Raw genomic sequence first — 22,997 nt, forward strand, 5'->3', positions numbered from 1 at the left:
AAGGCTGAGGGTTTACGGTATATAGACGCGCATTAAAGCGATGTGAAATTGCCTGCGCTCGGTAATACTGCATACATGGCGTCACTCAGCCTTTCGATTTTTGTCTTGTGGAGCTCTTGATGACGTTACGCCCCGTTATTCTACTCAGCCTCATTGGCTTGCTGGCCGCGTGCAGCAGCAATGACGCACCAAAACCGGCTGCGGCACCGCCCGTCGCCCCGGCAATCAAAGTGCCTGCCGGGCCCGGCCCGCTGCAACCGTACCAACGTGAACTCAGCGGGCAACTGCTCGGCGTACCTGCCGGGGCCGAGGTCGAACTGGCGATGCTGGTGATCGACGAGCGCGGTCGTCCACAGAAGCTGCTGACCAACACCTTGCTGAAGGGCAACGGCCAGTCATTGCCGTTCCAGTTACGCTTCAACCCGGAAGCCTTTCCGGTAGGCGGGCGTGTCGAACTGCGCGGCCGCGCCAGTCAGTCGGGGCAATTGATACTGCACCTGCCGTCGATGCGCATCGACCAGCCCACCACTCAGGCACTGGGGCAATTGCAATTCGTCAAGGCGCCATGATTGCTCCGCGACACCTTCAGGACGCGCTGAGCGAACTGCTCGGCGACGCCCGGCTGGTTGTCACAACGTTGCCGGGCACTGAGCTGAAACTGTGGCTGATCGACGATGCCAACATGGACCGTGCCTTCAGCCCGGATGAAACGCGCCGCATTCTGGAAGAGCCACCGTATTGGAGCTTCTGCTGGGCCAGCGGCCTGGCTCTGGCGCGCTTTCTGGCCGAAAACCCGTACTGGGTAGAAGGCAAGCGGGTACTGGTTTTCGGTGCTGGTTCGGGCGTGGCAGGTATTGCCGCGCTGAGGGCCGGGGCACTTGAGGTGGTGGCCTGTGATCTCGACCCGTTGGCGATCGCTGCCTGCCGGGCCAATGCCGAACTCAACCAGGTGCAGTTAAGCTACTCGACGGATTTTTTCGCCGAAGCGGATCGCTTTGATCTGATTCTGGTTGCCGACGTGCTGTACGACCGCGCCAACCTGCCGCTGCTGGATCAATTTCTGTCCCGGGGCCGCGAAGCACTGGTGGCAGACTCCCGCGTGCGCGACTTCAAGCACGCTGCTTACCAGCGCCTGACGATGCTGCATGCGCACACCCTGCCGGACCTGGCTGAACCCCACGAGTTTCGGGATGTGAGTCTGTATCATGCGGCGCGGTGAGCGCTAAATAACAGCTCGGGAGCGCTCAGCTAAACGGGCTCTGTAGGAGCGAGCTTGTTCGCGAAGGAGGTCGTTCGAACGATAACTTTCCAGAGCGTTTTCCGTCCCTTTCGCGAACATGTTCGCTCCCACGGCCTTCGGCCAGAATCAAAAGCAGATGTGTGGATAGCGCTGAGCGTGCGGGGCAAGGATGATGCCCCACCGCCGACGCCGCTTTCAGCATTGCCCTGCGGGCTTTATAGTTGGCGGCATTCAGATTCTTCGAGACGTGCAATGAGCCAGGAAACTGCTTACATCTTCGACGCAACCGCCGCGAACTTTGATCAACTGGTGATCGACAAATCGTTCGACCAGCCCGTACTGGTCGATTTCTGGGCCGAGTGGTGTGCGCCCTGCAAGGTCTTGATGCCCCTGCTGCAGCAAATCACCGAGAGTTATCAGGGCGAATTGCTGCTGGCCAAGGTCAATTGCGACATCGAGCAGGACATTGTTGCGCGCTTCGGTATTCGTAGCCTGCCGACCGTGGTGCTGTTCAAGGACGGCCAGCCGGTGGATGGTTTTGCCGGAGCCCAGCCTGAATCGGAAATCCGCAAGATTCTCGAACAGCATGTCGTCATGCCGCCTCCGCCGGCCGCCGATCCACTCAAGCAAGCGCAAGAGCTGTTTGCCGAAAGCCGTTTTGCCGAAGCCGAAGCACTGCTCAAGGTGCTGTTGGGCGAAGACAACACCAACGCCGCAGCACTGATTCTGTATGCGCGCTGCCTGGCAGAACGTGGCGAACTGAGCGAGGCAAAGGCAGTGCTGGACGCCGTTACCGGTGATGCACACAAAGCCGAGCTGGCGGGTGCCAAGGCGCAACTGACGTTCCTGGCACAAGCGGCCACCCTGCCGGATGTGGCCGAACTGAAAAGTCGCCTGGCGCAAAACCCTCAGGATGACGAAGCGGTGCATCAACTGGCGATTCAGCAATTGTCGCGTCAACAGTACGAAGCCGCGCTGGATGGCCTGCTCAAACTGTTCATTCGCAATCGCAATTACGCCGAGGGCCTGCCGCACAAGACGCTGCTGCAAGTGTTCGACCTGCTGGGCAATGAGCATCCACTGGTGACCGCATACCGTCGCAAGCTGTTCGCAGCGCTGTATTAAGCCAGCTTGCCACCGGCACCGCGCGGGTGCCGGTGACTGAACAACCAGGTCAGATCACGTCGCGTCGACCCAGCTGTACAGCGGCGCATCCCCGCCGCTCTCGACCTTCACGTTCGCAGAGTGACGCAGGCGCACCAGCAAATGCTTGCCTGCCGCGGTACTGCCGGCCAGCCCTTCCAGTTGCCCCAGCAGATCCGGCCCACTCATCTGCCCGGCCTTTTGCAACAACTCCTGTGCGACCTGCCACAGCCTGTCGTCCTGGTTGAGCGGCTTGCTCTCGACCACGGCGGCCGATAAGTCGGGAGCTGCCGCCTTGAGCTGCGCGCCCAGTTGCGCCCAGTCGCCTTCGTCCAGTTCAAGAGTCAAATCCACCGGCCACTGGCCTACGGTTCCACGAATACGCAACATGATGTGTACCTGCTGACAGTCAGGCATACATGCTCCCACAGGCTGGCGCGCATGCCCATGATCAACCGTAACGCCACTGGCTGATGACCGGCTCTTTGCCGTTCATGAAGTTGCCAAGCGCCCGCACGTCATAGACATTTTCCCAATGCTCGACAATTTTGCCATCACGAAACCGCCACAGGCCGCAAAACGGCATGATGATCTTCCGGCCCTCGCAACTGGCGCGCATCTCTCCCAGCACCGAGCCATAGTGCTCGTTGGCAATGATGTCGTGGACATCCATGTAGAGGGTCTGACGTGTGCGCCTGATCAGATTGATCTCGTGGGAAAGCACTGCGTCCTTGCCAATGGCTATGGACAAGCCACCACCAGCGCCCTGATCGGCTTTGTGCAGCACAATGTCAGCGTCGGCGAATTCGGTAATTCGAGTTGGATCCTTGTACACCGCACGCAGGATTTCTCTATTCGGATGGAGCTTGTTCATGAGTATCTTCCCTGATGTCACACTCGGCTGGCGATGAAAATCCTCCCGGCGCATCCGGCGCAGGTACAGCGATTTTCATTTTTCAGAGTAGGACCTGATGACGCAAAGGCTGAGACTACTTCAGCATAAGCACGGGCCAGGGTATTCCAGATAACGCCGCCAGATAACGGTCCATGAAGACCGGATCGTCCAGTGCTTGAACAAAAACACGTCCACGCACACCAGCGCTTGTTATAAGATCACATAACAAATTTCATCAATATTGTCCCCGGAGTCCGCTATGCGCCGTTTGCTACTCGCCTTGCCTTTCGCCCTGTTGCCACTCGTTGCTGCCCACGCAGCCGAAGTACATGACCATGATCACGGCGATGAACACGGCAGTCTGGGAGCCCACGAGCATGGCGTAGGACGTCTGGATGTGGTGCTGGAAGGCAAGACGCTGGAATTTGAATTCGACAGCCCGGCCATGAATATCGTCGGTTTCGAGCACGTTGCGACTTCGGATGAAGACAAGGCCAAAGTCGCCAAGGCGCGCGAGTTGCTACTCAAGCCCAACGCGCTGTTCAGCATCGCCGATGCCGCCAATTGCTCGGCCACTTCGGTGAAACTGGAAAGCCCGCTGTTCGGCGACAAGGATGACGATCACGATGAGCACGCCCAGGGCGGCGATGCCGATCATCATGAGCACAGCGAAATTCACGGTCACTACAAGTTCGTCTGTGACGCACCGGCCGTTCTGAAGAGGCTCGACCTGTCGCAAATCTTCAAAACCTTTCCCGACACCAAGAAGCTTCAGGTACAACTGATCTCGCCAGGCGGCCAATCGGGCGCAGAAGTGATCGCAGCCAACCCAACGCTGAAATTCTGATCGCACTCTGCGGTACAACGACCGGGCCTGGCCCGGTCTTTTAATTTCCAACCTAGCGTGAGTCAGCCCATGACCCAAGCACTGATCGAGCTATCGAACCTGAGCTTCAACTGGCCAGGCCATCCGCAGTTACTGGACATCCCTGAATTTCGCCTGCAAACCGGCGAAACCCTGTTCCTCAAAGGCCCCAGCGGCAGCGGCAAAACCACTTTGCTGGGCCTGCTGGGCGGCGTGCAAAAACCTGTCAGCGGCAGCATTCGCCTGTTGAATCAGGACCTGTCGACACTGTCGGCGGCAGCACGTGATCGCTTCCGAGTCGATCACACCGGCTACATCTTTCAGCAGTTCAATTTGTTGCCGTTTCTGTCGGTGCGAGAAAACATCGAGCTGCCCTGCCACTTTTCCAGCGTCCGCGCCGAGCGTGCGAAGCAACGCCACGGCAGCGTCGAAAAAGCGACCACCACCCTGCTCGCCCACCTGGGCCTGAAAGACCCGGCGATGCTGACACGACGTGCCGACTCACTGTCCATCGGCCAGCAACAACGCGTGGCCGCGGCCCGTGCGCTGATCGGTCAACCTGAACTGGTGATCGCCGACGAACCCACTTCGGCGCTGGACGCCGACTCTCGCGAAGCGTTCATTCGCCTGCTGTTCGCCGAATGCCGCGAGGCCGGGGCCAGCCTGCTGTTTGTCAGTCATGACCAGAGCCTGGCACCGCTGTTTGATCGCAACCTGTCGCTCAGCGACCTGAATCGCGCCGCCGTCGCCGTGGAGATTTGAGATGTATCTGTTTCGTCTGGCCATGGCCAGCCTGGCCAACCGCCGTTTCACCGCGTTTCTCACTGCCTTCGCTATTGCGCTGTCGGTGTGCCTGTTACTGGCCGTAGAGCGGGTGCGCACCGAAGCCCGCTCCAGCTTCGCCAGCACCATCAGCGGTACCGACCTGATCGTCGGCGCACGTTCCGGTTCGATCAACCTGTTGCTGTACTCGGTATTTCGCATCGGCAACGCCACCAACAACATTCGCTGGGACAGCTTTGAGCATTTTGCCCAGAGCAAACAGGTCAAATGGGCGATCCCGATTTCGCTGGGCGACTCCCATCGTGGCTATCGGGTAATGGGCACCAACGAAGCGTATTTCGAGCATTATCAGTTCGGTCGCCAACAGCATCTGGAAATGGCCGAAGGACGTGAATTCAAGACCGATCCCTTTGAGGTAGTGCTGGGCTCGGAGGTCGCCAAGGCGCTGCATTATAAATTGGGCGACAAGCTGGTACTGGCGCACGGTGTGGCGGCGATCAGTCTGGTCAAGCATGACGACAAGCCGTTCACCGTGGTCGGCATACTCAAGCCGACCGGTACACCGGTGGACCGCACGCTGCATATCAGCCTGGGCGGCATGGAAGCCATTCATATCGATTGGCACAACGGCGCACCGGCGCGAGGCAACGAGCGTATCTCTGCCGATCAGGCACGCAATATGGATCTGACGCCGACTGCGATCACCGCCTTCATGCTGGGTTTGAACAGCAAGATCTCAACCTTCAGCCTGCAACGCGAAATCAACGAATACCGTGGCGAACCCATGCTGGCGATTCTGCCCGGCGTGGCGCTGCAAGAGCTGTGGAGCCTGATGGGCACCGCGGAAAAGGCACTGTTCGTAATTTCGCTGTTCGTGGTGCTGACCGGTCTGATCGGCATGCTGACCGCGATTCTCACCAGCCTCAATGAACGACGCCGGGAGATGGCCATCCTGCGCTCGGTCGGCGCACGGCCCTGGCATATCGCAAGTCTGCTTATACTTGAAGCCTTCGCCCTGGCACTTGCGGGTGTCATCAGCGGCCTCGCACTGCTCTATATCGGCATCTTCGTGGCCAGAGACTACGTGCTCGACAACTACGGTCTGTACCTGTCGTCTATGCCACCTGGCCAATATGAATGGACCCTGCTCGGTGCCATTCTCGGTTGCGCGCTGTTGATGGGAACCGTGCCAGCCTGGCGAGCCTACAGGCAGTCACTGGCCGATGGACTGTCGATTCGTTTATGAGGACCTTCATGATGCGGCGCATGCTACTCACTCTGCTGCTTTCGGTTTCCACTCAACTGTGGGCCGCCGAGCCGCGTGAACTGACCTGGAATGACATGATTCCACCCGATGCACCCGTGGTGAAGCCGGTAACGGCTCCGATACACGATATGTCCAAGCTATCCGATGCACTGGCCATGGAGGCAGCGCCTGCGGCCCATCAACTGGCTCCGCATGCGCCAGTGGTCAAGGCACTGGATGGCAAGCTGGTGCGTTTACCGGGCTACATCGTGCCACTTGAGGTCAGCGAGGAAGGCAGAGTGACGGAGTTTTTGCTGGTGCCGTATTTCGGTGCCTGCATCCATGTGCCGCCGCCGCCAGCGAACCAGATCGTGCATGTCACGAGTGAGCTGGGTGTGAAGGTCGATGAGCTGTATCAGCCGTACTGGATCGAAGGACCGATGCAGGCCAAATCGTCTACCAGCGAACTGGCAGAAGCGGGTTATCAGATGCAGGCAGACAAGATACTTGTCTACGAGTTGCCGGATTCATAAGGATGACGAGGTTCCCAGCGATTTCATTGAGCTGAGTCAAAGTCGCCGCTCGACAGCGCTTTAACATTATGCCCATAAATTTTGACTGATCTCTGGAGCCTCCATGAACAAGCACTTGCTACGCGCGTCTGTTGTCGCGCTTGCCATCGCCGCCCCGGTCGCGGCACATGCCTACGAGCCTGGCGACTTCATCGTTCGCGCCGGTGTTGCGCACGTCCAGCCCAATGAAGACAGCGGCGAAGTCCGTCTGGACGGTGCCAAGGTCTCCGGCACCAAAGCCACTGTCGATGGCGAAAACCAGCTCGGCCTGACCTTCGCTTACATGCTGACCCAGCATGTCGGCATCGAGCTGCTGGCTGCTACACCGTTCAGCCACACCGTTTCAGTAAAAGGCCTGGGGCCAGGCCTGGACGGCAAGCTGGCTGATATCAAGCAACTGCCGCCGACGCTGTCGTTGCAGTACTACCCGATGGAACCTTCGTCGAAATTTCAACCGTATGCGGGCGTGGGTATCAACTACACCACCTTCTTCGATACCGACCTGACCGGCAACCGCAAGGATCAGGGTTTCAGCAACCTCAAGCTCAAGGACTCGGTTGGTCTGGCTGCTCAGTTGGGCATGGACTACATGATCACTGACAACGTACTGGTCAACGCCTCGGTCTGGTACGTCGACATCGATACCAAAGCGACTGTGGACGGCCCTTCTGCCCTGGCCGTCGGCAAGACCAAGGTCGACGTGGATATCGACCCGTGGGTGTACATGGTGGGCGTGGGTTACAAGTTCTGACCTGCACACCTTCAAGCGCCACACACACAAAGGCACCCTCAGCGGGTGCCTTTGTGTTTTGTGGTTTGAACTCTGCGTGCCGGATTCCTGGCTATCGTGCCGTGATTTAACCCGCGCCCGGACTCCTGGCTATCGTGCCGATGCTCCGCGTCGGCATGCAGTTCGTGACGCTCTGCGTCACAAATAGGCGCTGCACCGCACGCTCAAGAGCGGACGCAGAGCGTCCAGAAATGCATCACCACGCAGAGCGTGGGGACGATCAGCACTTACAGTCGATGCGGGGCTCATTGCCCCATCAGCAACTCAAGCCCACGAACCAGTGGTGTCGGCTCATCAATGCTGAAGTGCTCCAGCAGACGCTGGTTACTGGCCCGTGAATGCTTGATGTCGCCCGAGCGCGGTGCCTGATAGCTCACTTCCGGCTGTTTTCCGACCACTTGCGAAAGCGCGGCCAGCAGCTCGTTGAGCGAAGTGGTCTTGTTCAGGCCGACGTTGATCGCGCCCTCGATGGCGCTTTCCCGTGACAGGGCCTGCAGCAGCAGCTTGAGCAGGTCGCCTACGTAGAAGAAATCGCGCGTTTGCTCGCCGTCGCCAAACACGCTGATCGGCAGGCCTTTCTGGATGCGTTCGGCAAAGATGCTGATCACGCCCGAATACGGCGACGACGGATCCTGGCGCGGGCCGAAGATGTTAAAGAAGCGAAAGATCACCGGCTCCAGACCATGCTGACGGCGGTAGAAATCCAGGTAGAACTCGCTGGCCAGCTTGTCCGATGCGTACGGAGTCAGCGGTGCTTTGGTGGTGTCTTCGGTGATAGCTTCGCCTTCGCCGTTGTTGCCGTATACCGCCGCGCTGGAAGCAAAGATCACGCGTTTGATGCCCGCTTCGCGCATGGCCTCACAGACATTCAGTGTGCCGATGAAGTTGCTTTGATGGGTGCGCACCGGGTCATCAACTGACGCCTGAACCGAGGCCACCGCCGCCAGATGCACCACTGCCTTACAGCCTTGCGCAGCGCGCTTGACCAGTTCGGCATCGGCTACGTCGCCTTCGATCAGTTCAACCCGCGGGTTGTCGAGCGGCAGATTGCTGCGCTTGCCCGCCGAGAGGTTGTCGAGGATACGCACGCAATGCCCGTCGGCAAGCAATGCATCGGTCAGGTGCGAGCCAATGAAACCCGCACCTCCCGTAATCAGAACAGGAGCGTCAGACATGTCGATAATACCGGTCCAGCAGGCTTGGCAAGCCGGCCCGCCAGGCGCGGGGCTTGATGCCGAAAGTGTGGAGAATTTTCTTGCAGGCCAGCACCGCGTGCTGCGGTTCCTCGGCTGCATCGGGACGCGCGGCGTGAGCCTGTGCGGTGGGCGATTCAATGGCCAGCGGGTGCAGCAGACGTGCTTCGGTGAGCACCGCCTGACCCAGCGCCAGTGGCGTGGTCGCTTCGTGCCCGGCGTAGTGGTACGTGCCCCACAGCGGCGCTTCGCAATCGAGTTGCTTGACGATTGAAATAATCACCCGCGCCGCATCATCGACCGGCGTCGGGTTGCCGCGTCGATCATCGGCCAGCAGCAGCTCTCCGGGTTCTTTGGCGCGCGAAAGAAAGCGGCCAAGCACGCCATCAGCGCTGTCATCCAGCAACCAGCCAAAACGCACAAGCACATGTTGCGGACAGGTGGCGCGCACGCTTTGCTCGATACGCCACAGCGCCTGACCGCGCAGACCCAAGGGCACTGGCTCGTCTTTTTCACTGTAGGCAGTCGCGCGCGAGCCATCGAACACACGATAACTGGAAGGCTGGACCAGCGTGATGTTGTGGTGCTGACACAGTTCGGCCAGACGCTCGACAGAGCGCTCCTGGCGGGTCAGGCGCGCTGCGCTCACGGTCTCCGCCTGAAACCAGTCGAAGTAGTAAGCAAGGTTTATCAGGGCATCGGGGCGGGTGTCATCAAGCAGTTGCGTGAGGCTCGCCACGTCCCAGCCGTCTTGCGGTGGACGTGGTGCGAGGAAACCAATGTCTTCCTCGGCACCCAGACGAATCAGCGCCTGCCCGAGGGCATTCCCGCCGCCCAACAGCATAAGGCGCATTCGCATAGAGTCAGCAGGCTCGGTATCAGATAATCAAACGAACAATTGAAAAACGCCTGCAAACATAACACGTTGCCTGCCAACCCCCAACAGTTGCGCAGCCCGGCGGGGCAATGACGCCGCAACAACGCGTTGCAGCCGTCTCATGCCGCCCGATTGATTACTGAGCTGCCGGACCCAGCGGGCTGTTGCCCTTGGGCAGACCAAGCGGTGCAGGTGTCGGCGCAGAAGGTGTCGCAGCGGCAGGGTCCGAGGGCGCAGGAGGCCCCTCGGCTTCGACACCAGCCTGCGGGTTGTTGAAGCCCGGCCCCATGACCATCTGTGGATAAGTCTGCGCGAAACGCACGTTCGGGTTTTTATCCACAAGACGCTTGAGGCGCTCGTTGAAGGCGCGCCCCACTGCGTACTGACCACCGGAAGAGGTGCGGAATTGCGCGGTCAACACCATGCCGTTCAGATTCATGCTGTCGACGCCGAACACCTCCAGCGGTCCTTGCAGGTTGTGCTTGAGCAGAATGTCATCGCTGATCGACTGCCCGGTTTCGCGGATCAGCGCCAGCGCATCATCAATATCCGAGTCGTAAGTGAACTGCACCGAGAAGAACGCATAAGCGAACTGCCGCGACTGGTTGGTAACCGCCTTAATCTGCCCGAACGGCACGGAATGGACAAAACCCTTGCCGTCACGCAGGCGCACGGTACGGATGGTCAGGCTTTCCACCGATCCGGAGTGGCCGGTACTGAGCACTACCCAATCGCCCACCGAGAAGGTGTCTTCGATGATGATGAACAGACCGGTGATCACGTCCTGCACCAGTTGTTGCGAACCGAAACCGATGGCCAGACCGACAACCCCGGCACCCGCCAGCAGCGGTGCAACGTTGATGCCCAGGTTGGCCATGGTGGTGATCGCGCAGATCACCACCAGAATGATTTTCACCGCGTTGCGCAGCAGCGGCAAAATGGTCTTGATTCGTGTACTCGGCTGGCGGCCACTGCGATGATTGGCCGGTGGTTTGAGGGCTTCCTGAATAGCCGTGTCGAGCACCACCCACAGCAGCCAGGTGACCACAAATATCAGGCCGATGCTGCTCAGCGAATCGCTGATCACGCGCCCCAGCGTGTTGCGCTGGGCAAACTCGAACATCGAGAAGCCCCAGATACGCCCCAGTATCTCGATGAACCCGATGGCCAGCGCAATGCGCAACACCGCGTACACCAGGCTCAGCAGGCGCGCCTTGTACACATGCCCGCCGCGCCCCAGGGATTCGGTCGGTTTGAACAGGTGCTGGAACACTGTGCTCAAAAATACCGTGGCGATCAGCAGAATGGTGGTGAACAACGCACAACGCAGCGCTTCCTGACTGTCTTCACCGGCTCCGATCAGATTGATCGCCGAGACCAGAATCATCAGCAGGATCGGCAAGTGCCACAGGTTGGAGAAGATTTTCAGCGACTGCTGCAGTGCTGGCCGTTGCAGGCGGCTGCTCAAGGAACGGTTACGAATCAGGTGCGCCACCGGGCGGCGCACCTTGATGATCAGCATGCAGAACACCACCGACGCAAACAGCCCGGTGAACACCGCAACGCTGGTGGTGACGTTGCTGCCCAGTTGGCGGGCGATCTGCGGGCTGGTCAGTGCATCGCTCAGCGCCGCCAGAAAACCGACCACAAACAGTGGCCTCGGCGCGTAGCGGCGAATCATGCGTACCGCGGCGCGCTTGTGCCCGGAGTTGAACATCACAATCACGCAGAGCAGCACCGAGGTCGACACGATGCCACTGCTGGTCGCATAGGCAAAGCACAGCGCCAGCGCACGGCCCACCGAAGACGGCATGAAGTGGCTGACGTAGAGAGTCAATGGCAGACAGACGATGGCTGGCAAGGTGAACGGCAATACGTATTTGAGCAGCGCCTGACTGCGCTCGCGCACCCGCATGAATGGCGTTCGGCACAAGCGCACCGCCAGAAAACGACCCAACGTGGTCAGAACGGCAAACGAGCCGATCCAGACAAACGACAGGGCAAGGAAGTCCCCGGCAACACTCCACGGAGAACGTGTGGTGCGCTTGTTGACCAGCTTCTCCAGCTCGTCGGCTGCACGGTCGGCGCGCAGTTGCCAGGCGTCGAAGAGGTTGTCGTCAAGATTAAGCTTTTCCTGGACGTCATCAATGCTGGAACTGATGGCACCGAGCAACCCGCCCTGCACCAGAAGTTCCGGGGCCTCGGCCGCTGCTGGCTCCCCACCGTCTGCCGGTTTCGCATCCGCCTTTTCAGCGGCCTTGTCATCCGCTTTCGCCGCAGGTTTTTCAGCTGCTTTGCCATCGGCCTTTTCGGCCGCTTTGCCGTCGGTCGGCACCGCAGCGCCCATTGGCAGCGCAGGTACATCGGCTGCCTGGAGATTGAAACTGCCTGCGAATAGCAGCAGACCCGACAGGATCAAGATTTTCAGCTGAGACGCCACGCAGTTCTCTCCTTCGATGGACAAATACAACCATACACAGACCAAAGCGCGCTTTGATCCCAAGGAACTGATTCCCGCATGCCCGGCAAGTTCGGTTCCGGTAGGGAAATACGATGAGCCGATGTTTCAAAAAATTGCGCCAGAACAGTACGCTCATTCTTCCCGACTGAACTATGCAAAGCGCCAACTGCCGGAATTATCGGCGGCTGCCGAAGGCATGCATGAGCCTGTGCACCAGAGCGCTTGCCCGATCAACCCGACATCGAGAGGAATCTGCATGAGCACGTTCGACGCAAAAGATGGCACCGAGATCTATTACAAGGACTGGGGCGAGGGTAAGCCGGTACTGTTCAGCCACGGCTGGCCGCTGGATGCGGATATGTGGGAATACCAGATGGAATACCTCAGCAGCCGGGGCTATCGCACCATTGCCTTCGACCGCCGCGGCTTCGGTCGTTCCAGCCAGCCGTGGACCGGTTATGACTACGACACCTTCGCTGACGATATCGCCGAGCTGATCGAGCACCTTGATCTGCACGACGTGACGCTGGTGGGCTTTTCAATGGGCGGCGGCGATGTGACGCGCTATATCGCAAAATATGGTAGCGAGCGAGTTGCCAAACTGGCCTTGCTGGGCTCGGTCACACCGTTTTTCCTCAAGACTGACGATAATCCGGAAGGCGTCGACAAATCAGTGTTCGATGGCATCAAGGAAGGGTTGCTCAAGGACCGCGCCCAATTCATCAGTGATTTCGCCACGCCGTTCTACGGCCTGAACAAAGGACAGAAGGTTTCCGAGGGCGTACAGGCCCAGACCTTGAATATCGCCCTGCTCGCCTCGCTCAAAGGCACGCTGGATTGCGTGACGGCGTTCTCCGCAACCGACTTCCGTGCGGACATGGCGAAAATCGATGTGCCGACCCTGGTGATTCATGGCGATGGTGATCAGGTTGTGCCGTTCGAAGCATCAGGCAAGCGCGCCGCCGAGCTGATCAAGGGTGCAGAGTTGAAGGTCTATCCCGGCGCGCCGCATGGCTTTGCCGTGACCCATGCAGAGGCACTCAACAAGGACCTGCTGACGTTTGTGCAGGGCTGATATTTTTGTGTAACAGGGAGCCGGTTGCCGACTCCCCGCAGGCAGCAAATCAGTCGGCCTGAACGGTCAACTGATTCTGCTCGCCCAGCCCCGCAATCCCCAGGCGCATGCGTTGCCCTGCGCGCAGGAAGACAGGCTCTGGCTTGACGCCCAGGCCCACACCCGGCGGCGTACCCGTGGAGATGACATCACCCGGTTGCAGGCTCATGCAACGGCTCAGGTAGGCGATCAGTTGCGGCACGTTGAAAATCAGCGTGCGCGTATTGCCATTCTGATAACGATGACCGTCAACCTCCAGCCACAGGTCGAGTGAGTGAGGGTCGGTAACCTCGTCGCGGGTCACCAGCCAAGGGCCTATCGGACCAAAGGTATCGAAGCCTTTACCCTTGTCCCAGGTTCCGCCGCGCTCAAGCTGCCACTCGCGCTCCGACACATCGTTGACCACGCAATAACCGGCAACGTGCTCCATGGCAACGGCTTCGTCGATATAACGCCCGCCCTTGCCGATGATCACGCCCAGCTCGACCTCCCAGTCAGTCTTGAGCGAACCGCGAGGAATTTCGACGTTATCGTCCGGACCGCAAATTGCGCTGGTCCACTTGTTGAATATGATGGGTTCCTTGGGCACTTCCATCCGCGATTCGGCTGCGTGGTCGGCGTAGTTCAGGCCTATGCAGATAAACTTGCCGACCTGCCCGACGCACGCCCCGATGCGCGGTCGGCCCGCCACCAAAGGCAGGCTTTCGGGATCAAGCGCGGCCAGGCTGGCAAGGCCTGCCGGGCTCAACACCTCGCCAGCGATGTCCGTGACATGTGCGGACAGATCGCGGATCTGGTAGGCAGCATCAAGCAGGCCTGGCTTTTCCTGGCCCTTTTCACCGTAACGAAGCAATTTCATCGAGTTCTCCCGTTTCAGTCCAAGGTGCAAACCGCGGATTCAGAGGGTGATGCCCTGTTGCCCGGCCTTCGGAAATACGTATTCACGATTGGGCTGAACCCACTGAGTCTGGACAGATAGCATCGCAACGGACGCCTTGCCTAATGAAATTTACGACCAACTGCCAACACGCCGAGTCGGCATTGACCGGCAGAAAAATCGGGATAACACGCCACTGGTCATAATTAATACACACAGTGAGTATTAATATCACCCCCAGTTCAAACGAGCCCTTTCGTTGAAACGAGCCCCTCGAAAACACGAAGGACTCGTACGTCTTGAAGGGCGAACTGGACTCATGTCAACGCTAACACCGTCCTGCAGATTCCCCGTCGCAAGCGCGGCGCCCTGACGCCCCAGGAAAACCTTTTCATGAACAATCGATCGATACCGCGTGCTTCTCGATTCCCGATAACGCGCCTTGCGTTGCTGGTTTCATTGAATTCACTGTGCCTGATCAGCCCGTTCATTCAGGCCGATGACGATGTGCCCACCTCAGTGACGGCGCCCTCCAGCGACGACACCGCTGCCGTGACACTGGGCACGGTGTCAGTGATTGGCCAGGGCGAAACCCGGCAGGTGCAACGCGTCACGCAAAAGGACGTAAGCGCTTATTCCGCAGGCACCAGCCCGTTGAAAGTTCTGCAACGGCTACCGGGGGTCAACTTCCAGTCCGGCGACCCGCTGGGTCGTGAAGAAGGCAGCCAGCGCATCAGCCTGCGCGGTTTTGACATGCACCACCTAGGCTACACGCTGGACGGCGTCACGCTTGGCAACATGAGCTTCGGCAACTTCAACGGTCTGAGCATCACCCGGGCGATCATCGCGGAAAACATCGCCGCCAACGAAGTGGCTCCAGGCATCGGTTCGCTGGGCACGGCATCGAACAGTGACCTGGGCGGCACCATCCAGTTCACCAGTTCCAATCCGGACAAGGAATTCGGCGCGCGACTGTCACAGACCTTGGGCAGTTACGACACCTCGCGCACTTTCATGCGCGTCGACACAGGCGAATACAACGGTCTGTCCGCTTATGTGTCGGGAGAAAAGTACGACGCCGATGCCTGGAAAGGTCACGACAACCCGCAAAAATCCGACGCTGTGAACGCCAAGGTCAATTACAACTTCGGCGAAAACCGCGTGAGCTTTTTCCACAGCACCTCGTCTCACGACGAAGCCAATCTGCCCAGTCTGTCGAAGAGCATCATTCAGCGCCTGGGCTACAACTGGAGTTACTACACCCCGGACTGGACCCGCGCGGTCAATGCGGCCAACGGCATCTACACCGGCGGCGTAACCAGCGCAGGCGATGCGACCTACAACGCCAGCAGCCTGCGCGACGACGAACTGGACATCCTCAACGGCAATTTCTCGCTCACCGATGATCTGGTGCTGGACGCCACGGTCTATCACCACCATGACTCGGGCCGGGGCAATTCGTACTATCCGTTCATCTTTACCAGCGGCTCGACCACTGTCCCCAGCAACTCGATTCGCAGCACGGTGTATGGCATTGATCGAACCGGCTTCCAGAGTTCGCTGACCTACTTCCTGGGCCAGCATGAAATTCAGGGCGGGTTCTGGATTCAATCGAACAAGAACGACATCGCCCGTTACCTGTTCGATACCACCAATGCGACTCCGCAAAACCATATCGTCAAAACCAATGGCCTGAGGCAGGCGGCTACGGTACTGGACCAGAGCTACAACGACCTGACCCGACAGTTTTTCCTGCGCGACACCTACACCCTGCTCGATGACCGCCTCAAGCTTGAGTTCGGCGCAAAGAATACCGTCACCACCTCCACTGCCGAAGGTAAAGGCGGCGGTTATGCCAGCGGTTCGCTGGAAGCGCGGGACAGGTTTTTGCCGCAAGTGGGCGCAACCTACACACTCAATGACAGCGATGAAGTGTTCACGTCTTATTCGGAAAACATGGCGGCCTTTCCGAGTGGCGGTTACAGCCCGTTCTTCACCACGCAGACCGCAGTGGATGCGCAGAACGGCTTCAAGGACCTCAAACCCGAAACCTCGAAAACCGCTGAACTGGGCGTGCGCCGCAGCACAAAGCTGTATTCGGCATCCGCGGCGGTCTACAACACCAAATTCGACAATCGCCTGGTGGCCATCACCAACTGTACCGGCATCGTCATCTGTCAGAACGGCGTTGCCAACGTCGGCTCTGTCACCAGTCGGGGCCTGGAACTGTCATTCGGCCTGACGCCCGACGAGCACTGGCGCTGGTCCAACTCCATGTCCTACAACCACAGCACTTATGACGACGACTATGCCAGCGGCGGCAGCACCGTTCATGTGAAAGGCAAAACAGTCGTCGATACGCCCAAGCTGATGTATTCCAGCAACCTGGACTGGAATTGGGAGCACTGGAATGCCGGCATGCAGGGCAACTACATCAGCAAGCGCTATTACACTTACACCAACGACTCCAGTGTCAGCGGCTACTGGGTAGCGAACGCCAACCTCGGCTACGACTTCGGCAAACTCGGCGCCGTCAAAGACACCACCGTCTCGCTGAACATGGTCAACCTGTTCGACAAGCGTTACATCTCCACCCTCAACACCGACGCCAGCGCAGCGAGCGACCCGGCGGGCAATTTGCAGATTCTGCAGGTGGGCACGCCACGCAGCGCGTTTGTAACACTGGGCGTGAAACTTTGATTTTGGAGACAGGCTCTTGTGGGAGCGAGCTTGCTCGCGAAAGCAATGTACCTGTCTCTGCACGACCGCGTGGGTTGCCAACCTCAATGGCGACGAATACCCCATCGTGCTGCATACTCCCCTGACATACAGCGCCTGACCTTCATCTGGACACCCCATGACACCCAACGCAGAACTCTATAACCCGTCCACCGAATATGCCGACAAGCTGATTTCGCGCATCGGACAAACACCTTCGTGGATCGCAAAACGCATTGGTGTGACTGACAAGCGCATTCGCTACATTCTGGATGGGGAAAGGACCGTCAAAGGCGAAACCACGCCGATTCAGATGACCTATACCGAGCAGTTTGCACTGGAGTGTCTTGTGGCAGAGGCTATAGCGCTGAGGATGTAGGACCCGCTGGCCATCAAGCATTGCCCTTGAATCTGAGGTTCCTGATAATCACGCCCTCAAATAACTCAGGCAAGGAAATGCAGTGAAAGGAAATCTAGTATTAGTGGCGTTGCTTGCCCAAGCTTGAGTGCGGTGAAGTCTTTGCTACGAATAACTCTCATGCTCGCGGTTCTCAAGCAGGTATTTCCAACAAGCTCAGACTACGTGACGATTTAATCATAGAAGCACACTCTTCAATGATGACAGGCTTACTAAAAAGATAACCCTGCATTTGATCGCAGCCATACGTCACAAGCAGCGCTAACTGGTCGACTGTTTCGACGCCTTCTGCAATGACTTTAAGACCCAATTCGTGCGCCAACACGATGACCGCTCTGGTGATAGCGGCGTCCTCATGATTGCTCGTTATATCTTTTATGAACGCCCTGTCAATTTTGAGGGCGTCAAGAGGGAATCGTTTCAAGTAAGCCAAACTCGAATAGCCCGTTCCGAAATCATCGACCGAAAGGCTTATGCCATACGATTTTATATCTCGAAGTATGTTAACCGCCGACTCGGGATCGATCATCAGCATTGACTCGGTCAATTCGAATTCTAAAAGAGCGGGGTTGATACCGTACCCCTCAACAATGTGCTTGATGGTCTCAGCTAGGCCTTTTACCTGAAGCTGCCTGACGGACAGATTGATGGCGATCGGTACCTGCCTGACATTATTTTCTTCCCAGCTTTTTATGGTTTCACAGACGTTGCGGATAACCCACTCGCCGACAGGAATTATCAGGCCAGTGTCCTCAAGAATAGGGATAAACTCAGCCGGAGAAACCATACCGTGCTCCGGGTGATTCCACCGCAGCAAAGCCTCCAAACCACTTATCCTGCCATCGGTGAGGCTGACCTTTGGCTGAAAATGTAGAATAAACTCATCACGATCAAGCGCACCCCGCAATCGCGTTTCAGTTTGCAAGCGCCGAACCAAACTTTCATTCATTGTGGCGTTGTAAAACTTGTAGTTATTACGGCCACTTTTTTTCGCATGGTACATGGCGGTATCCGCATTCTTCAGGATAACGCCAGTGTCACGTCCATCAAACGGATAATTGGCGATACCGACACTCGCTGAAACAAATACATCCTGACCGCCCAGATTGAATGGTTTCCCCAACGCTTCAACAACATGGTTCGCAAGGGTTTTTATAAGGCTTTCGGAATAAACATGATGGGTAACGACGATAGAAAACTCGTCGCCTCCCAGCCGCGCAACCACACTGTTTTCATCAATGCAGTCTTTCAAGCGTCGACCCGCCTGTATAAGCAATTGGTCGCCCACTGAATGCCCCATGGTGTCATTCACTGCTTTGAATCTGTCCAAATCGATGAATATGACGCTGACTGCATCTGGCACTGACGTTTTCCGACTGATTATCTCGCGCAGATAATTGCTAAGAAACCAGCGATTAGGCAGATGGGTGAGCGAATCATTTTCGGCCAGATAGATTAGCTTTTTCTTGGCGTCATACCGCTCAAGCGCGGCGGCCAACAGGTTAGCAAGTGTTTGAAGGTAGCTCACATCTTCACGTGTAAAGGAATAGTCAGTGCTGGCATACACCCCAAGAACGCCCTTGAACACCTCCCTGCAGGATATCTCAATCTCTAGGGAAACTCTGAAAAAGACTTCCTAATTTGGCAAAATCTCCGGACACCAGTCGCCGAGCTTTTCGAGGATGAAACAGATGACCTTCGCCGACGCCGAGTATGCCGGCAAGCGCAAGCAGACCCGTAAGGAATTGTTCCTGATCGAGATGGATCAGGTGGTGCCCTGGAAAGGTTTGATTGCCCTGATTGAGCCCTATTATCCAAAAGGAGAAGGTGGCCGGCCCGCCTACCCACTGATGGCGATGCTGCGTGTTCATCTGATGCAGAACTGGTTCGGCTACAGCGATCCGGCGATGGAAGAAGCGCTGTATGAGACGACCATCCTGCGTCAGTTTTCAGGCCTGAGCCTGGAGCGAATTCCAGACGAAACCACCATTCTCAACTTCCGTCGTCTGCTGGAAAAGCACGAGTTGGCGACCGGGATTCTCGGCGTAATTAATGGTTATCTGGGCGACCGTGGCTTGTCGTTGCGTCAAGGCACCATCGTCGATGCCACGCTGATTCACGCGCCCAGTTCGACCAAGAACAAGGATGGCAAACGCGATCCTGAGATGCATCAAACCAAGAAAGGTAACCAGTACTATTTCGGCGCCAAGGCTCACATCGGCGCCGACGACGAGTCAGGCCTGGTGCACAGCGTGGTAGTAACAGCGGCCAATGTGGCAGACGTCACGCAGGTTGCCAAACTGCTGCACGGCGAGGAAAACGTAGTCTGCGCCGACGCAGGTTACACCGGGGTCGAGAAGCGCGAAGAACACGCTGGGCGCAAGGTCATTTGGCAGATTGCCGCCCGCCGCAGCACTTACAAAAAGCATGGAAAACGCAGTATTTTGTACAAGGCGATCCGCAAAATCGAGAAGGCCAAGGCCCAGGTTCGCGCCAAGGTCGAGCATCCGTTTCGGGTCATCAAACGCCAGTTTGGCTATGAAAAAGTGCGCTTTCGGGGCTTGGCCAAGAACACCGCGCAGATGGTGACGTTGTTCGCCCTGTCAAACCTGTGGATGGCCCGCCGACATTTGTTGGCGAGCGCAGGAGAGGTGCGCGTGTAATGCAGGAAATGGTTACCGCAAAAGGCTTTGCAGCGGCCGAAAGAGCTAAAAAGCGAAGATAATTGAGCAAATTTCGACATGCATCGTTTTTTGAAAAGTGCTGAGGACTCGGTAGCCGGAAAACATCCGGCTACTTCAGACCTTCCTTAGCATTTCCATCGAAAAAAATCCGGCTTACGAAAAGCACGCTACATTTAATACTCGCGCCGACATACCTCACGCCATCCCTAGTGCAGACACGATTATTCGCCTGCAAAGCCGCTTGCCGGGCTTTATAGGTCGTCTCGACAGCATCAGTATTCAAGCCGAGTGTCGGCAGTGCCGTATCACTGAAAGAACCAATAATCAGGGCGTTCCTTATCGAGCAGAAAGTGAGGCCGGTGAAAGACCTGAAACGCCGAATGCACAACGGCTGCACCCTGATGCACTGGAGCTTTTTTTCACAACTAAAGTTAATCAGATATCCTCGACAGGCAGCCGCAGACATTATTACAAATGGGTGGTAAGAGCTCAATTTATCCTGACGCGCGGAAGAGAAAAATATTATTTCCCCGCCCCGGGTGTCAAGGACTCCACTCAGTACAGCCAAAACTGGGAAACGCCTGACTTTGGAAAAATCAATCAACCGTTCTGGGCTGACGAAGTCACGCACGGGGCTTCGTCTAGTGATTAATTCCGAAAGCAACACCTACTACGGCGAAAGCGCTTACCTACCAAACAGCGTACCCGCTCAACCTGCACAATCTGCTTATAATTTTGAGGATTCGCGCTTGGCCTGGGGGCACACAAAGGCTGTAGTGCCAGACAGTATTTTGGACGAGCCGACCCCAGCGGAGATGCGTTTTTGGAAAAAAATCAGACAAGAAAAGCAGGAGAGCACAAATAGTAGAGCCTATGTCCCAGCACCGTTTGAAGGGGTAAACCTTCATCAAAATTATGATCACGAGCGTCTGCGCTTTGCGCAGCTGCCCATGAATTCAAAAATCTGGATTTACGCATATCTCGGTGGAAAATGGTCGTTTTTAATATTTACGCCATTTCATATATTTATAGCATTGATGATGTATGTTGCCTCGATAAATTCTTACACAAAAATTAATTTTTTTGACACGCTTATTGGAGGTGGCTACTTTATTTCACTCCCCCCTCTACTCTGCTGGAGCGTGGGATACATCGTTGTAAATCATTTCCCCCGCCTCTGGTTCCGTCCGCCAAAAGGCCCACTCTGGGAGCTAAACCGTAGAACCGGTCTGGTCACGATCTTCGGCTACAAACGCCATCGAAAAGAAGGGGTGATCGACGAGTTCATCGCGCCGTTCTACGAGTTCGATGCCTACATGACCACCACGCATGATCGTCATGGCTGCTATCACGGCCTGATGCTCCAGCATCGCTACGAAGAGCAGTCCATCAACTTTCACGCACTGCTCAGCCCTGACGATTTCCAGCAACGCCCCTGTGCACTCTGGGACTTCCTCCAAAACTATATGGACACCAGCGGCCCGATTCCGGACATCCCGTTGTTTGAACCGTACCGGCACCTGGATCCGGTCACTGCCAGCTACGATCAGCAGCGCGGCCGCGACCCTCGCTACTGGATCGACATGGATGACGCCACGTTCAAGGCCGAGGTCGATGCCATGTGGCAGCGGGTTTATGCGATTGACACGTTCAGCCGCCCGAATCTCATGGCTCGGTATGTGGATTACGGATCATGAGATGTGGCGTCCGGTCAGCGACGGGACTGTGTTCCAGGTCGGACGCATGCAAAACCTAAACCTCAGTCACACTTGATAACGCGCAAGGCTGCAGATTCGTGACGCGGAGCGTCACGGGATGCATGCCAACGCGGAGCATTGGCACGAGAGTCAACCCCGGTTTAGCGATGCGTGGACCAAGCCAGACGTCAATAAGGTTAACCAACCATTTTGGACAGATGAAATAACTCACCAGGCCGAGGCTAATGACTAAATCAATCCATAGGCTTTATTACGCTTCCCACTCATACAGTCCAGACAACATCTTACGGCAATCATGTGCACTTAAGCCCCGTACTATCTTGTCTGGTGCCATACGCTTGCCTTGGTCCTCAACTCAGGAGGCAGTGCCTATTGAACTCATGAAAAACTCCACACCTGAGAGCATGAGATTTTGGCAAAAAGAGCAGATAAAAGCGATACAACAGAAAGCTGAAAATACTTATGCACCGGCTATCTTTGAATCAGTTGACTTGCATCAAAAGTATGATCAAGAGCGATTCCGCTTTACTCAGCTCCCGTTAAAAACGCAATTATGGTTATTCATGCAACAGGGTGGAAAATGGTCTTTCATTATTTTGCTTCCTATGTTCTTGCTCGTAAGCTTCTTGGGTATCAATAAGCCGACTGTCTCAGCCATCACCCTGTACTTTAATAATATCATCGAAACATTTCCGATTCTTATGGCACCTTAGTTGGTCTTTTGGGTCGTCGGCCATATCGTCATCAATCACTTTCCCCGCCTCTGGTTCCGCCCGCCAAAAGGCCCACTCTGGGAGCTTAACCGCAAAACCGGCCTGATCACGATCTTCGGCTACAAACGCCATCGAAAAGAAGGGGTGATCGACGAGTTCATCGCGCCGTTCTACGAGTTCGATGCCTACATGACCACCACGCATGATCGTCATGGCTGCTATCACGGCCTGATGCTCCAGCATCGCTACGAGGAGCAGTGCATCAACTTTCACGCATTACTCGGCCCTGATGATTTCCAGCAACGCCCCTGTGCTCTCTGGGACTTCCTGCAAAACTACATGGACACCAGCGGCCCGATTCCGGATATCCCGTTGTTTGAACCGTACCGGCACCTGGACCCGGTCACTGCCAGTTACGATCAGCAGCGCGGCCGCAACCCTCGTTACTGGATCGACATGGATAACGAGACGTTCAAAGCGGAAGTCGATGCCATGTGGCAGCGGGTTTATGCGATTGACACGTTTAGCCGACCGAATCTCATGGCGCGGTATGTGGATTATGGCGTGTGAGGTGTTGTGTCGGATCTGCGGCGGCCCTTAGACGAGCTGCCTCAGTTGCGTCTGATGTACCGTGTGCACCGTTGCTGCCGGTTCCCGGCAGTTCGCGGACGAGTCCGCTCCCACTGGCGC

Annotated in this window: 19 protein-coding genes and 3 pseudogenes; 15 read left to right on the plus strand and 7 right to left on the minus strand. The window is 56.9% G+C overall.

The annotated features are described in order from the left end of the window. The first annotated feature begins 119 nt into the window (after positions 1–119). The 3 genes from LJU29_RS23800 to trxA all read left to right on the plus strand — a co-directional run bounded on the left by LJU29_RS23800 (position 120) and on the right by trxA (position 2,365). Positions 120–569 carry a hypothetical protein gene (locus tag LJU29_RS23800; protein ID WP_005745959.1) on the plus strand — a complete coding sequence of 150 codons (450 nt, stop codon included), beginning with the start codon at positions 120–122 and terminating at the stop codon, positions 567–569. Beyond that, on the plus strand, positions 566–1,219 hold the full coding sequence (locus tag LJU29_RS23805; RefSeq protein ID WP_257111252.1) for a class I SAM-dependent methyltransferase: 654 nt from the start codon (positions 566–568) through the stop codon (positions 1,217–1,219). Before LJU29_RS23800 ends, LJU29_RS23805 begins: the two co-directional genes overlap by 4 nt. Before the next feature lie 273 nt (positions 1,220–1,492). After that, positions 1,493–2,365 (plus strand): thioredoxin, encoded by an 873-nt coding sequence (gene trxA, locus LJU29_RS23810; protein WP_002555434.1) that lies wholly within the window; start codon positions 1,493–1,495, stop codon positions 2,363–2,365. Positions 2,366–2,419: 54 nt separating this feature from the next. On the opposite strand, the gene LJU29_RS23815 is transcribed toward trxA, so the two are convergent. Further along, the gene (locus LJU29_RS23815; protein ID WP_004655852.1) at positions 2,420–2,773 is read right to left on the minus strand and encodes a hypothetical protein; all 354 of its coding nucleotides are present in this window, start codon (positions 2,771–2,773) and stop codon (positions 2,420–2,422) included. 61 nt (positions 2,774–2,834) lie between these two features. Beyond that, positions 2,835–3,257 (minus strand): nuclear transport factor 2 family protein, encoded by a 423-nt coding sequence (locus LJU29_RS23820; RefSeq protein ID WP_004655855.1) that lies wholly within the window; start codon positions 3,255–3,257, stop codon positions 2,835–2,837. Between the two features lie 280 nt (positions 3,258–3,537). On the opposite strand from LJU29_RS23820, the gene LJU29_RS23825 reads away from it, so the two are divergent. From LJU29_RS23825 to LJU29_RS23845, 5 genes are all read left to right on the plus strand, one after another. After that, entirely contained in the window at positions 3,538–4,125 is a 588-nt protein-coding gene (locus tag LJU29_RS23825; protein ID WP_005753216.1) for a DUF2796 domain-containing protein, read from the plus strand. A gap of 69 nt (positions 4,126–4,194) precedes the next feature. After that, positions 4,195–4,905, plus strand: a complete 711-nt coding sequence (locus tag LJU29_RS23830) for an ABC transporter ATP-binding protein (protein WP_002555438.1) — start codon at positions 4,195–4,197, stop codon at positions 4,903–4,905. Between the two features lies 1 nt (position 4,906). Next, a complete protein-coding gene (locus LJU29_RS23835) occupies positions 4,907–6,172 on the plus strand; it encodes an ABC transporter permease (protein ID WP_002555439.1) in 1,266 nt (421 codons plus the stop codon). Positions 6,173–6,180: 8 nt separating this feature from the next. Beyond that, entirely contained in the window at positions 6,181–6,705 is a 525-nt protein-coding gene (locus LJU29_RS23840; RefSeq protein ID WP_002555440.1) for a DUF3299 domain-containing protein, read from the plus strand. Positions 6,706–6,808: 103 nt separating this feature from the next. After that, positions 6,809–7,495 carry an OmpW/AlkL family protein gene (locus LJU29_RS23845; protein ID WP_004666334.1) on the plus strand — a complete coding sequence of 229 codons (687 nt, stop codon included), beginning with the start codon at positions 6,809–6,811 and terminating at the stop codon, positions 7,493–7,495. A gap of 284 nt (positions 7,496–7,779) precedes the next feature. Here the strand turns inward: LJU29_RS23845 and LJU29_RS23850 are convergent, their stop codons facing one another. The 3 genes from LJU29_RS23850 to LJU29_RS23860 form a co-directional block, all read right to left on the minus strand. Continuing rightward, positions 7,780–8,709: an NAD-dependent epimerase/dehydratase family protein gene (locus LJU29_RS23850; protein ID WP_004655869.1), complete on the minus strand. Its 930-nt coding sequence runs from the start codon at positions 8,707–8,709 to the stop codon at positions 7,780–7,782. Next, a complete protein-coding gene (locus tag LJU29_RS23855; protein WP_257111253.1) occupies positions 8,702–9,586 on the minus strand; it encodes a sugar nucleotide-binding protein in 885 nt (294 codons plus the stop codon). Before LJU29_RS23855 ends, LJU29_RS23850 begins: the two co-directional genes overlap by 8 nt. A 154-nt stretch (positions 9,587–9,740) precedes the next feature. Next, positions 9,741–12,044 (minus strand): mechanosensitive ion channel family protein, encoded by a 2,304-nt coding sequence (locus LJU29_RS23860; RefSeq protein WP_057452619.1) that lies wholly within the window; start codon positions 12,042–12,044, stop codon positions 9,741–9,743. A 277-nt stretch (positions 12,045–12,321) separates the two neighbouring features. Here LJU29_RS23860 and LJU29_RS23865 point away from each other — a divergent pair, with 277 nt between their 5' ends. Further along, a complete protein-coding gene (locus LJU29_RS23865; protein ID WP_054994876.1) occupies positions 12,322–13,140 on the plus strand; it encodes an alpha/beta fold hydrolase in 819 nt (272 codons plus the stop codon). 49 nt (positions 13,141–13,189) lie between these two features. Here LJU29_RS23865 and LJU29_RS23870 read toward each other — a convergent pair whose 3' ends face one another. Further along, the gene (locus tag LJU29_RS23870; RefSeq protein ID WP_002555446.1) at positions 13,190–14,038 is read right to left on the minus strand and encodes an ureidoglycolate lyase; all 849 of its coding nucleotides are present in this window, start codon (positions 14,036–14,038) and stop codon (positions 13,190–13,192) included. A 411-nt stretch (positions 14,039–14,449) separates the two neighbouring features. On the opposite strand from LJU29_RS23870, the gene LJU29_RS23875 reads away from it, so the two are divergent. Together LJU29_RS23875 and LJU29_RS23880 are read left to right on the plus strand one after the other, a co-directional pair. Continuing rightward, the gene (locus LJU29_RS23875) at positions 14,450–16,756 is read left to right on the plus strand and encodes a TonB-dependent receptor (RefSeq protein ID WP_057452618.1); all 2,307 of its coding nucleotides are present in this window, start codon (positions 14,450–14,452) and stop codon (positions 16,754–16,756) included. A gap of 157 nt (positions 16,757–16,913) precedes the next feature. Next, a complete protein-coding gene (locus LJU29_RS23880; RefSeq protein ID WP_003317071.1) occupies positions 16,914–17,153 on the plus strand; it encodes a hypothetical protein in 240 nt (79 codons plus the stop codon). Between the two features lie 172 nt (positions 17,154–17,325). Here the strand turns inward: LJU29_RS23880 and LJU29_RS23885 are convergent. Further along, positions 17,326–18,816: pseudogene (locus tag LJU29_RS23885) on the minus strand (putative bifunctional diguanylate cyclase/phosphodiesterase); the annotation flags it as partial. 58 nt (positions 18,817–18,874) lie between these two features. On the opposite strand from LJU29_RS23885, the gene LJU29_RS23890 reads away from it, so the two are divergent. The 4 genes and pseudogenes from LJU29_RS23890 to LJU29_RS29405 all read left to right on the plus strand — a co-directional run bounded on the left by LJU29_RS23890 (position 18,875) and on the right by LJU29_RS29405 (position 22,877). Further along, positions 18,875–19,855 carry an IS5-like element ISPsy2 family transposase gene (locus LJU29_RS23890; RefSeq protein ID WP_054078085.1) on the plus strand — a complete coding sequence of 327 codons (981 nt, stop codon included), beginning with the start codon at positions 18,875–18,877 and terminating at the stop codon, positions 19,853–19,855. A gap of 145 nt (positions 19,856–20,000) precedes the next feature. Further along, positions 20,001–20,528 (plus strand): annotated as a pseudogene (locus LJU29_RS23895) (hypothetical protein); the annotation flags it as partial. 163 nt (positions 20,529–20,691) lie between these two features. After that, positions 20,692–21,573, plus strand: a complete 882-nt coding sequence (locus LJU29_RS23900) for a hypothetical protein (protein ID WP_257112864.1) — start codon at positions 20,692–20,694, stop codon at positions 21,571–21,573. Positions 21,574–21,974: 401 nt separating this feature from the next. Beyond that, a pseudogene (locus tag LJU29_RS29405) lies at positions 21,975–22,877 on the plus strand (hypothetical protein). The last annotated feature ends 120 nt before the right edge of the window (positions 22,878–22,997 follow it).

Source organism: Pseudomonas ficuserectae (genome assembly GCF_024584585.1).
Taxonomy (GTDB): domain Bacteria; phylum Pseudomonadota; class Gammaproteobacteria; order Pseudomonadales; family Pseudomonadaceae; genus Aquipseudomonas; species Aquipseudomonas amygdali.

Coding starts and splice junctions, on each gene's coding strand:
- LJU29_RS23800 (WP_005745959.1), top strand. CDS start 120: ATGACGTTACGCCCCGTTATTCTACTCAGCCTCATTGGCTTGCTGGCC.
- LJU29_RS23805 (WP_257111252.1), top strand. CDS start 566: ATGATTGCTCCGCGACACCTTCAGGACGCGCTGAGCGAACTGCTCGGC.
- trxA (WP_002555434.1), top strand. CDS start 1,493: ATGAGCCAGGAAACTGCTTACATCTTCGACGCAACCGCCGCGAACTTT.
- LJU29_RS23815 (WP_004655852.1), bottom strand. CDS start 2,773: ATGTTGCGTATTCGTGGAACCGTAGGCCAGTGGCCGGTGGATTTGACT.
- LJU29_RS23820 (WP_004655855.1), bottom strand. CDS start 3,257: ATGAACAAGCTCCATCCGAATAGAGAAATCCTGCGTGCGGTGTACAAG.
- LJU29_RS23825 (WP_005753216.1), top strand. CDS start 3,538: ATGCGCCGTTTGCTACTCGCCTTGCCTTTCGCCCTGTTGCCACTCGTT.
- LJU29_RS23830 (WP_002555438.1), top strand. CDS start 4,195: ATGACCCAAGCACTGATCGAGCTATCGAACCTGAGCTTCAACTGGCCA.
- LJU29_RS23835 (WP_002555439.1), top strand. CDS start 4,907: ATGTATCTGTTTCGTCTGGCCATGGCCAGCCTGGCCAACCGCCGTTTC.
- LJU29_RS23840 (WP_002555440.1), top strand. CDS start 6,181: ATGATGCGGCGCATGCTACTCACTCTGCTGCTTTCGGTTTCCACTCAA.
- LJU29_RS23845 (WP_004666334.1), top strand. CDS start 6,809: ATGAACAAGCACTTGCTACGCGCGTCTGTTGTCGCGCTTGCCATCGCC.
- LJU29_RS23850 (WP_004655869.1), bottom strand. CDS start 8,709: ATGTCTGACGCTCCTGTTCTGATTACGGGAGGTGCGGGTTTCATTGGC.
- LJU29_RS23855 (WP_257111253.1), bottom strand. CDS start 9,586: ATGCGAATGCGCCTTATGCTGTTGGGCGGCGGGAATGCCCTCGGGCAG.
- LJU29_RS23865 (WP_054994876.1), top strand. CDS start 12,322: ATGAGCACGTTCGACGCAAAAGATGGCACCGAGATCTATTACAAGGAC.
- LJU29_RS23870 (WP_002555446.1), bottom strand. CDS start 14,038: ATGAAATTGCTTCGTTACGGTGAAAAGGGCCAGGAAAAGCCAGGCCTG.
- LJU29_RS23875 (WP_057452618.1), top strand. CDS start 14,450: ATGAACAATCGATCGATACCGCGTGCTTCTCGATTCCCGATAACGCGC.
- LJU29_RS23880 (WP_003317071.1), top strand. CDS start 16,914: ATGACACCCAACGCAGAACTCTATAACCCGTCCACCGAATATGCCGAC.
- LJU29_RS23890 (WP_054078085.1), top strand. CDS start 18,875: ATGAAACAGATGACCTTCGCCGACGCCGAGTATGCCGGCAAGCGCAAG.
- LJU29_RS23900 (WP_257112864.1), top strand. CDS start 20,692: ATGCGTTTTTGGAAAAAAATCAGACAAGAAAAGCAGGAGAGCACAAAT.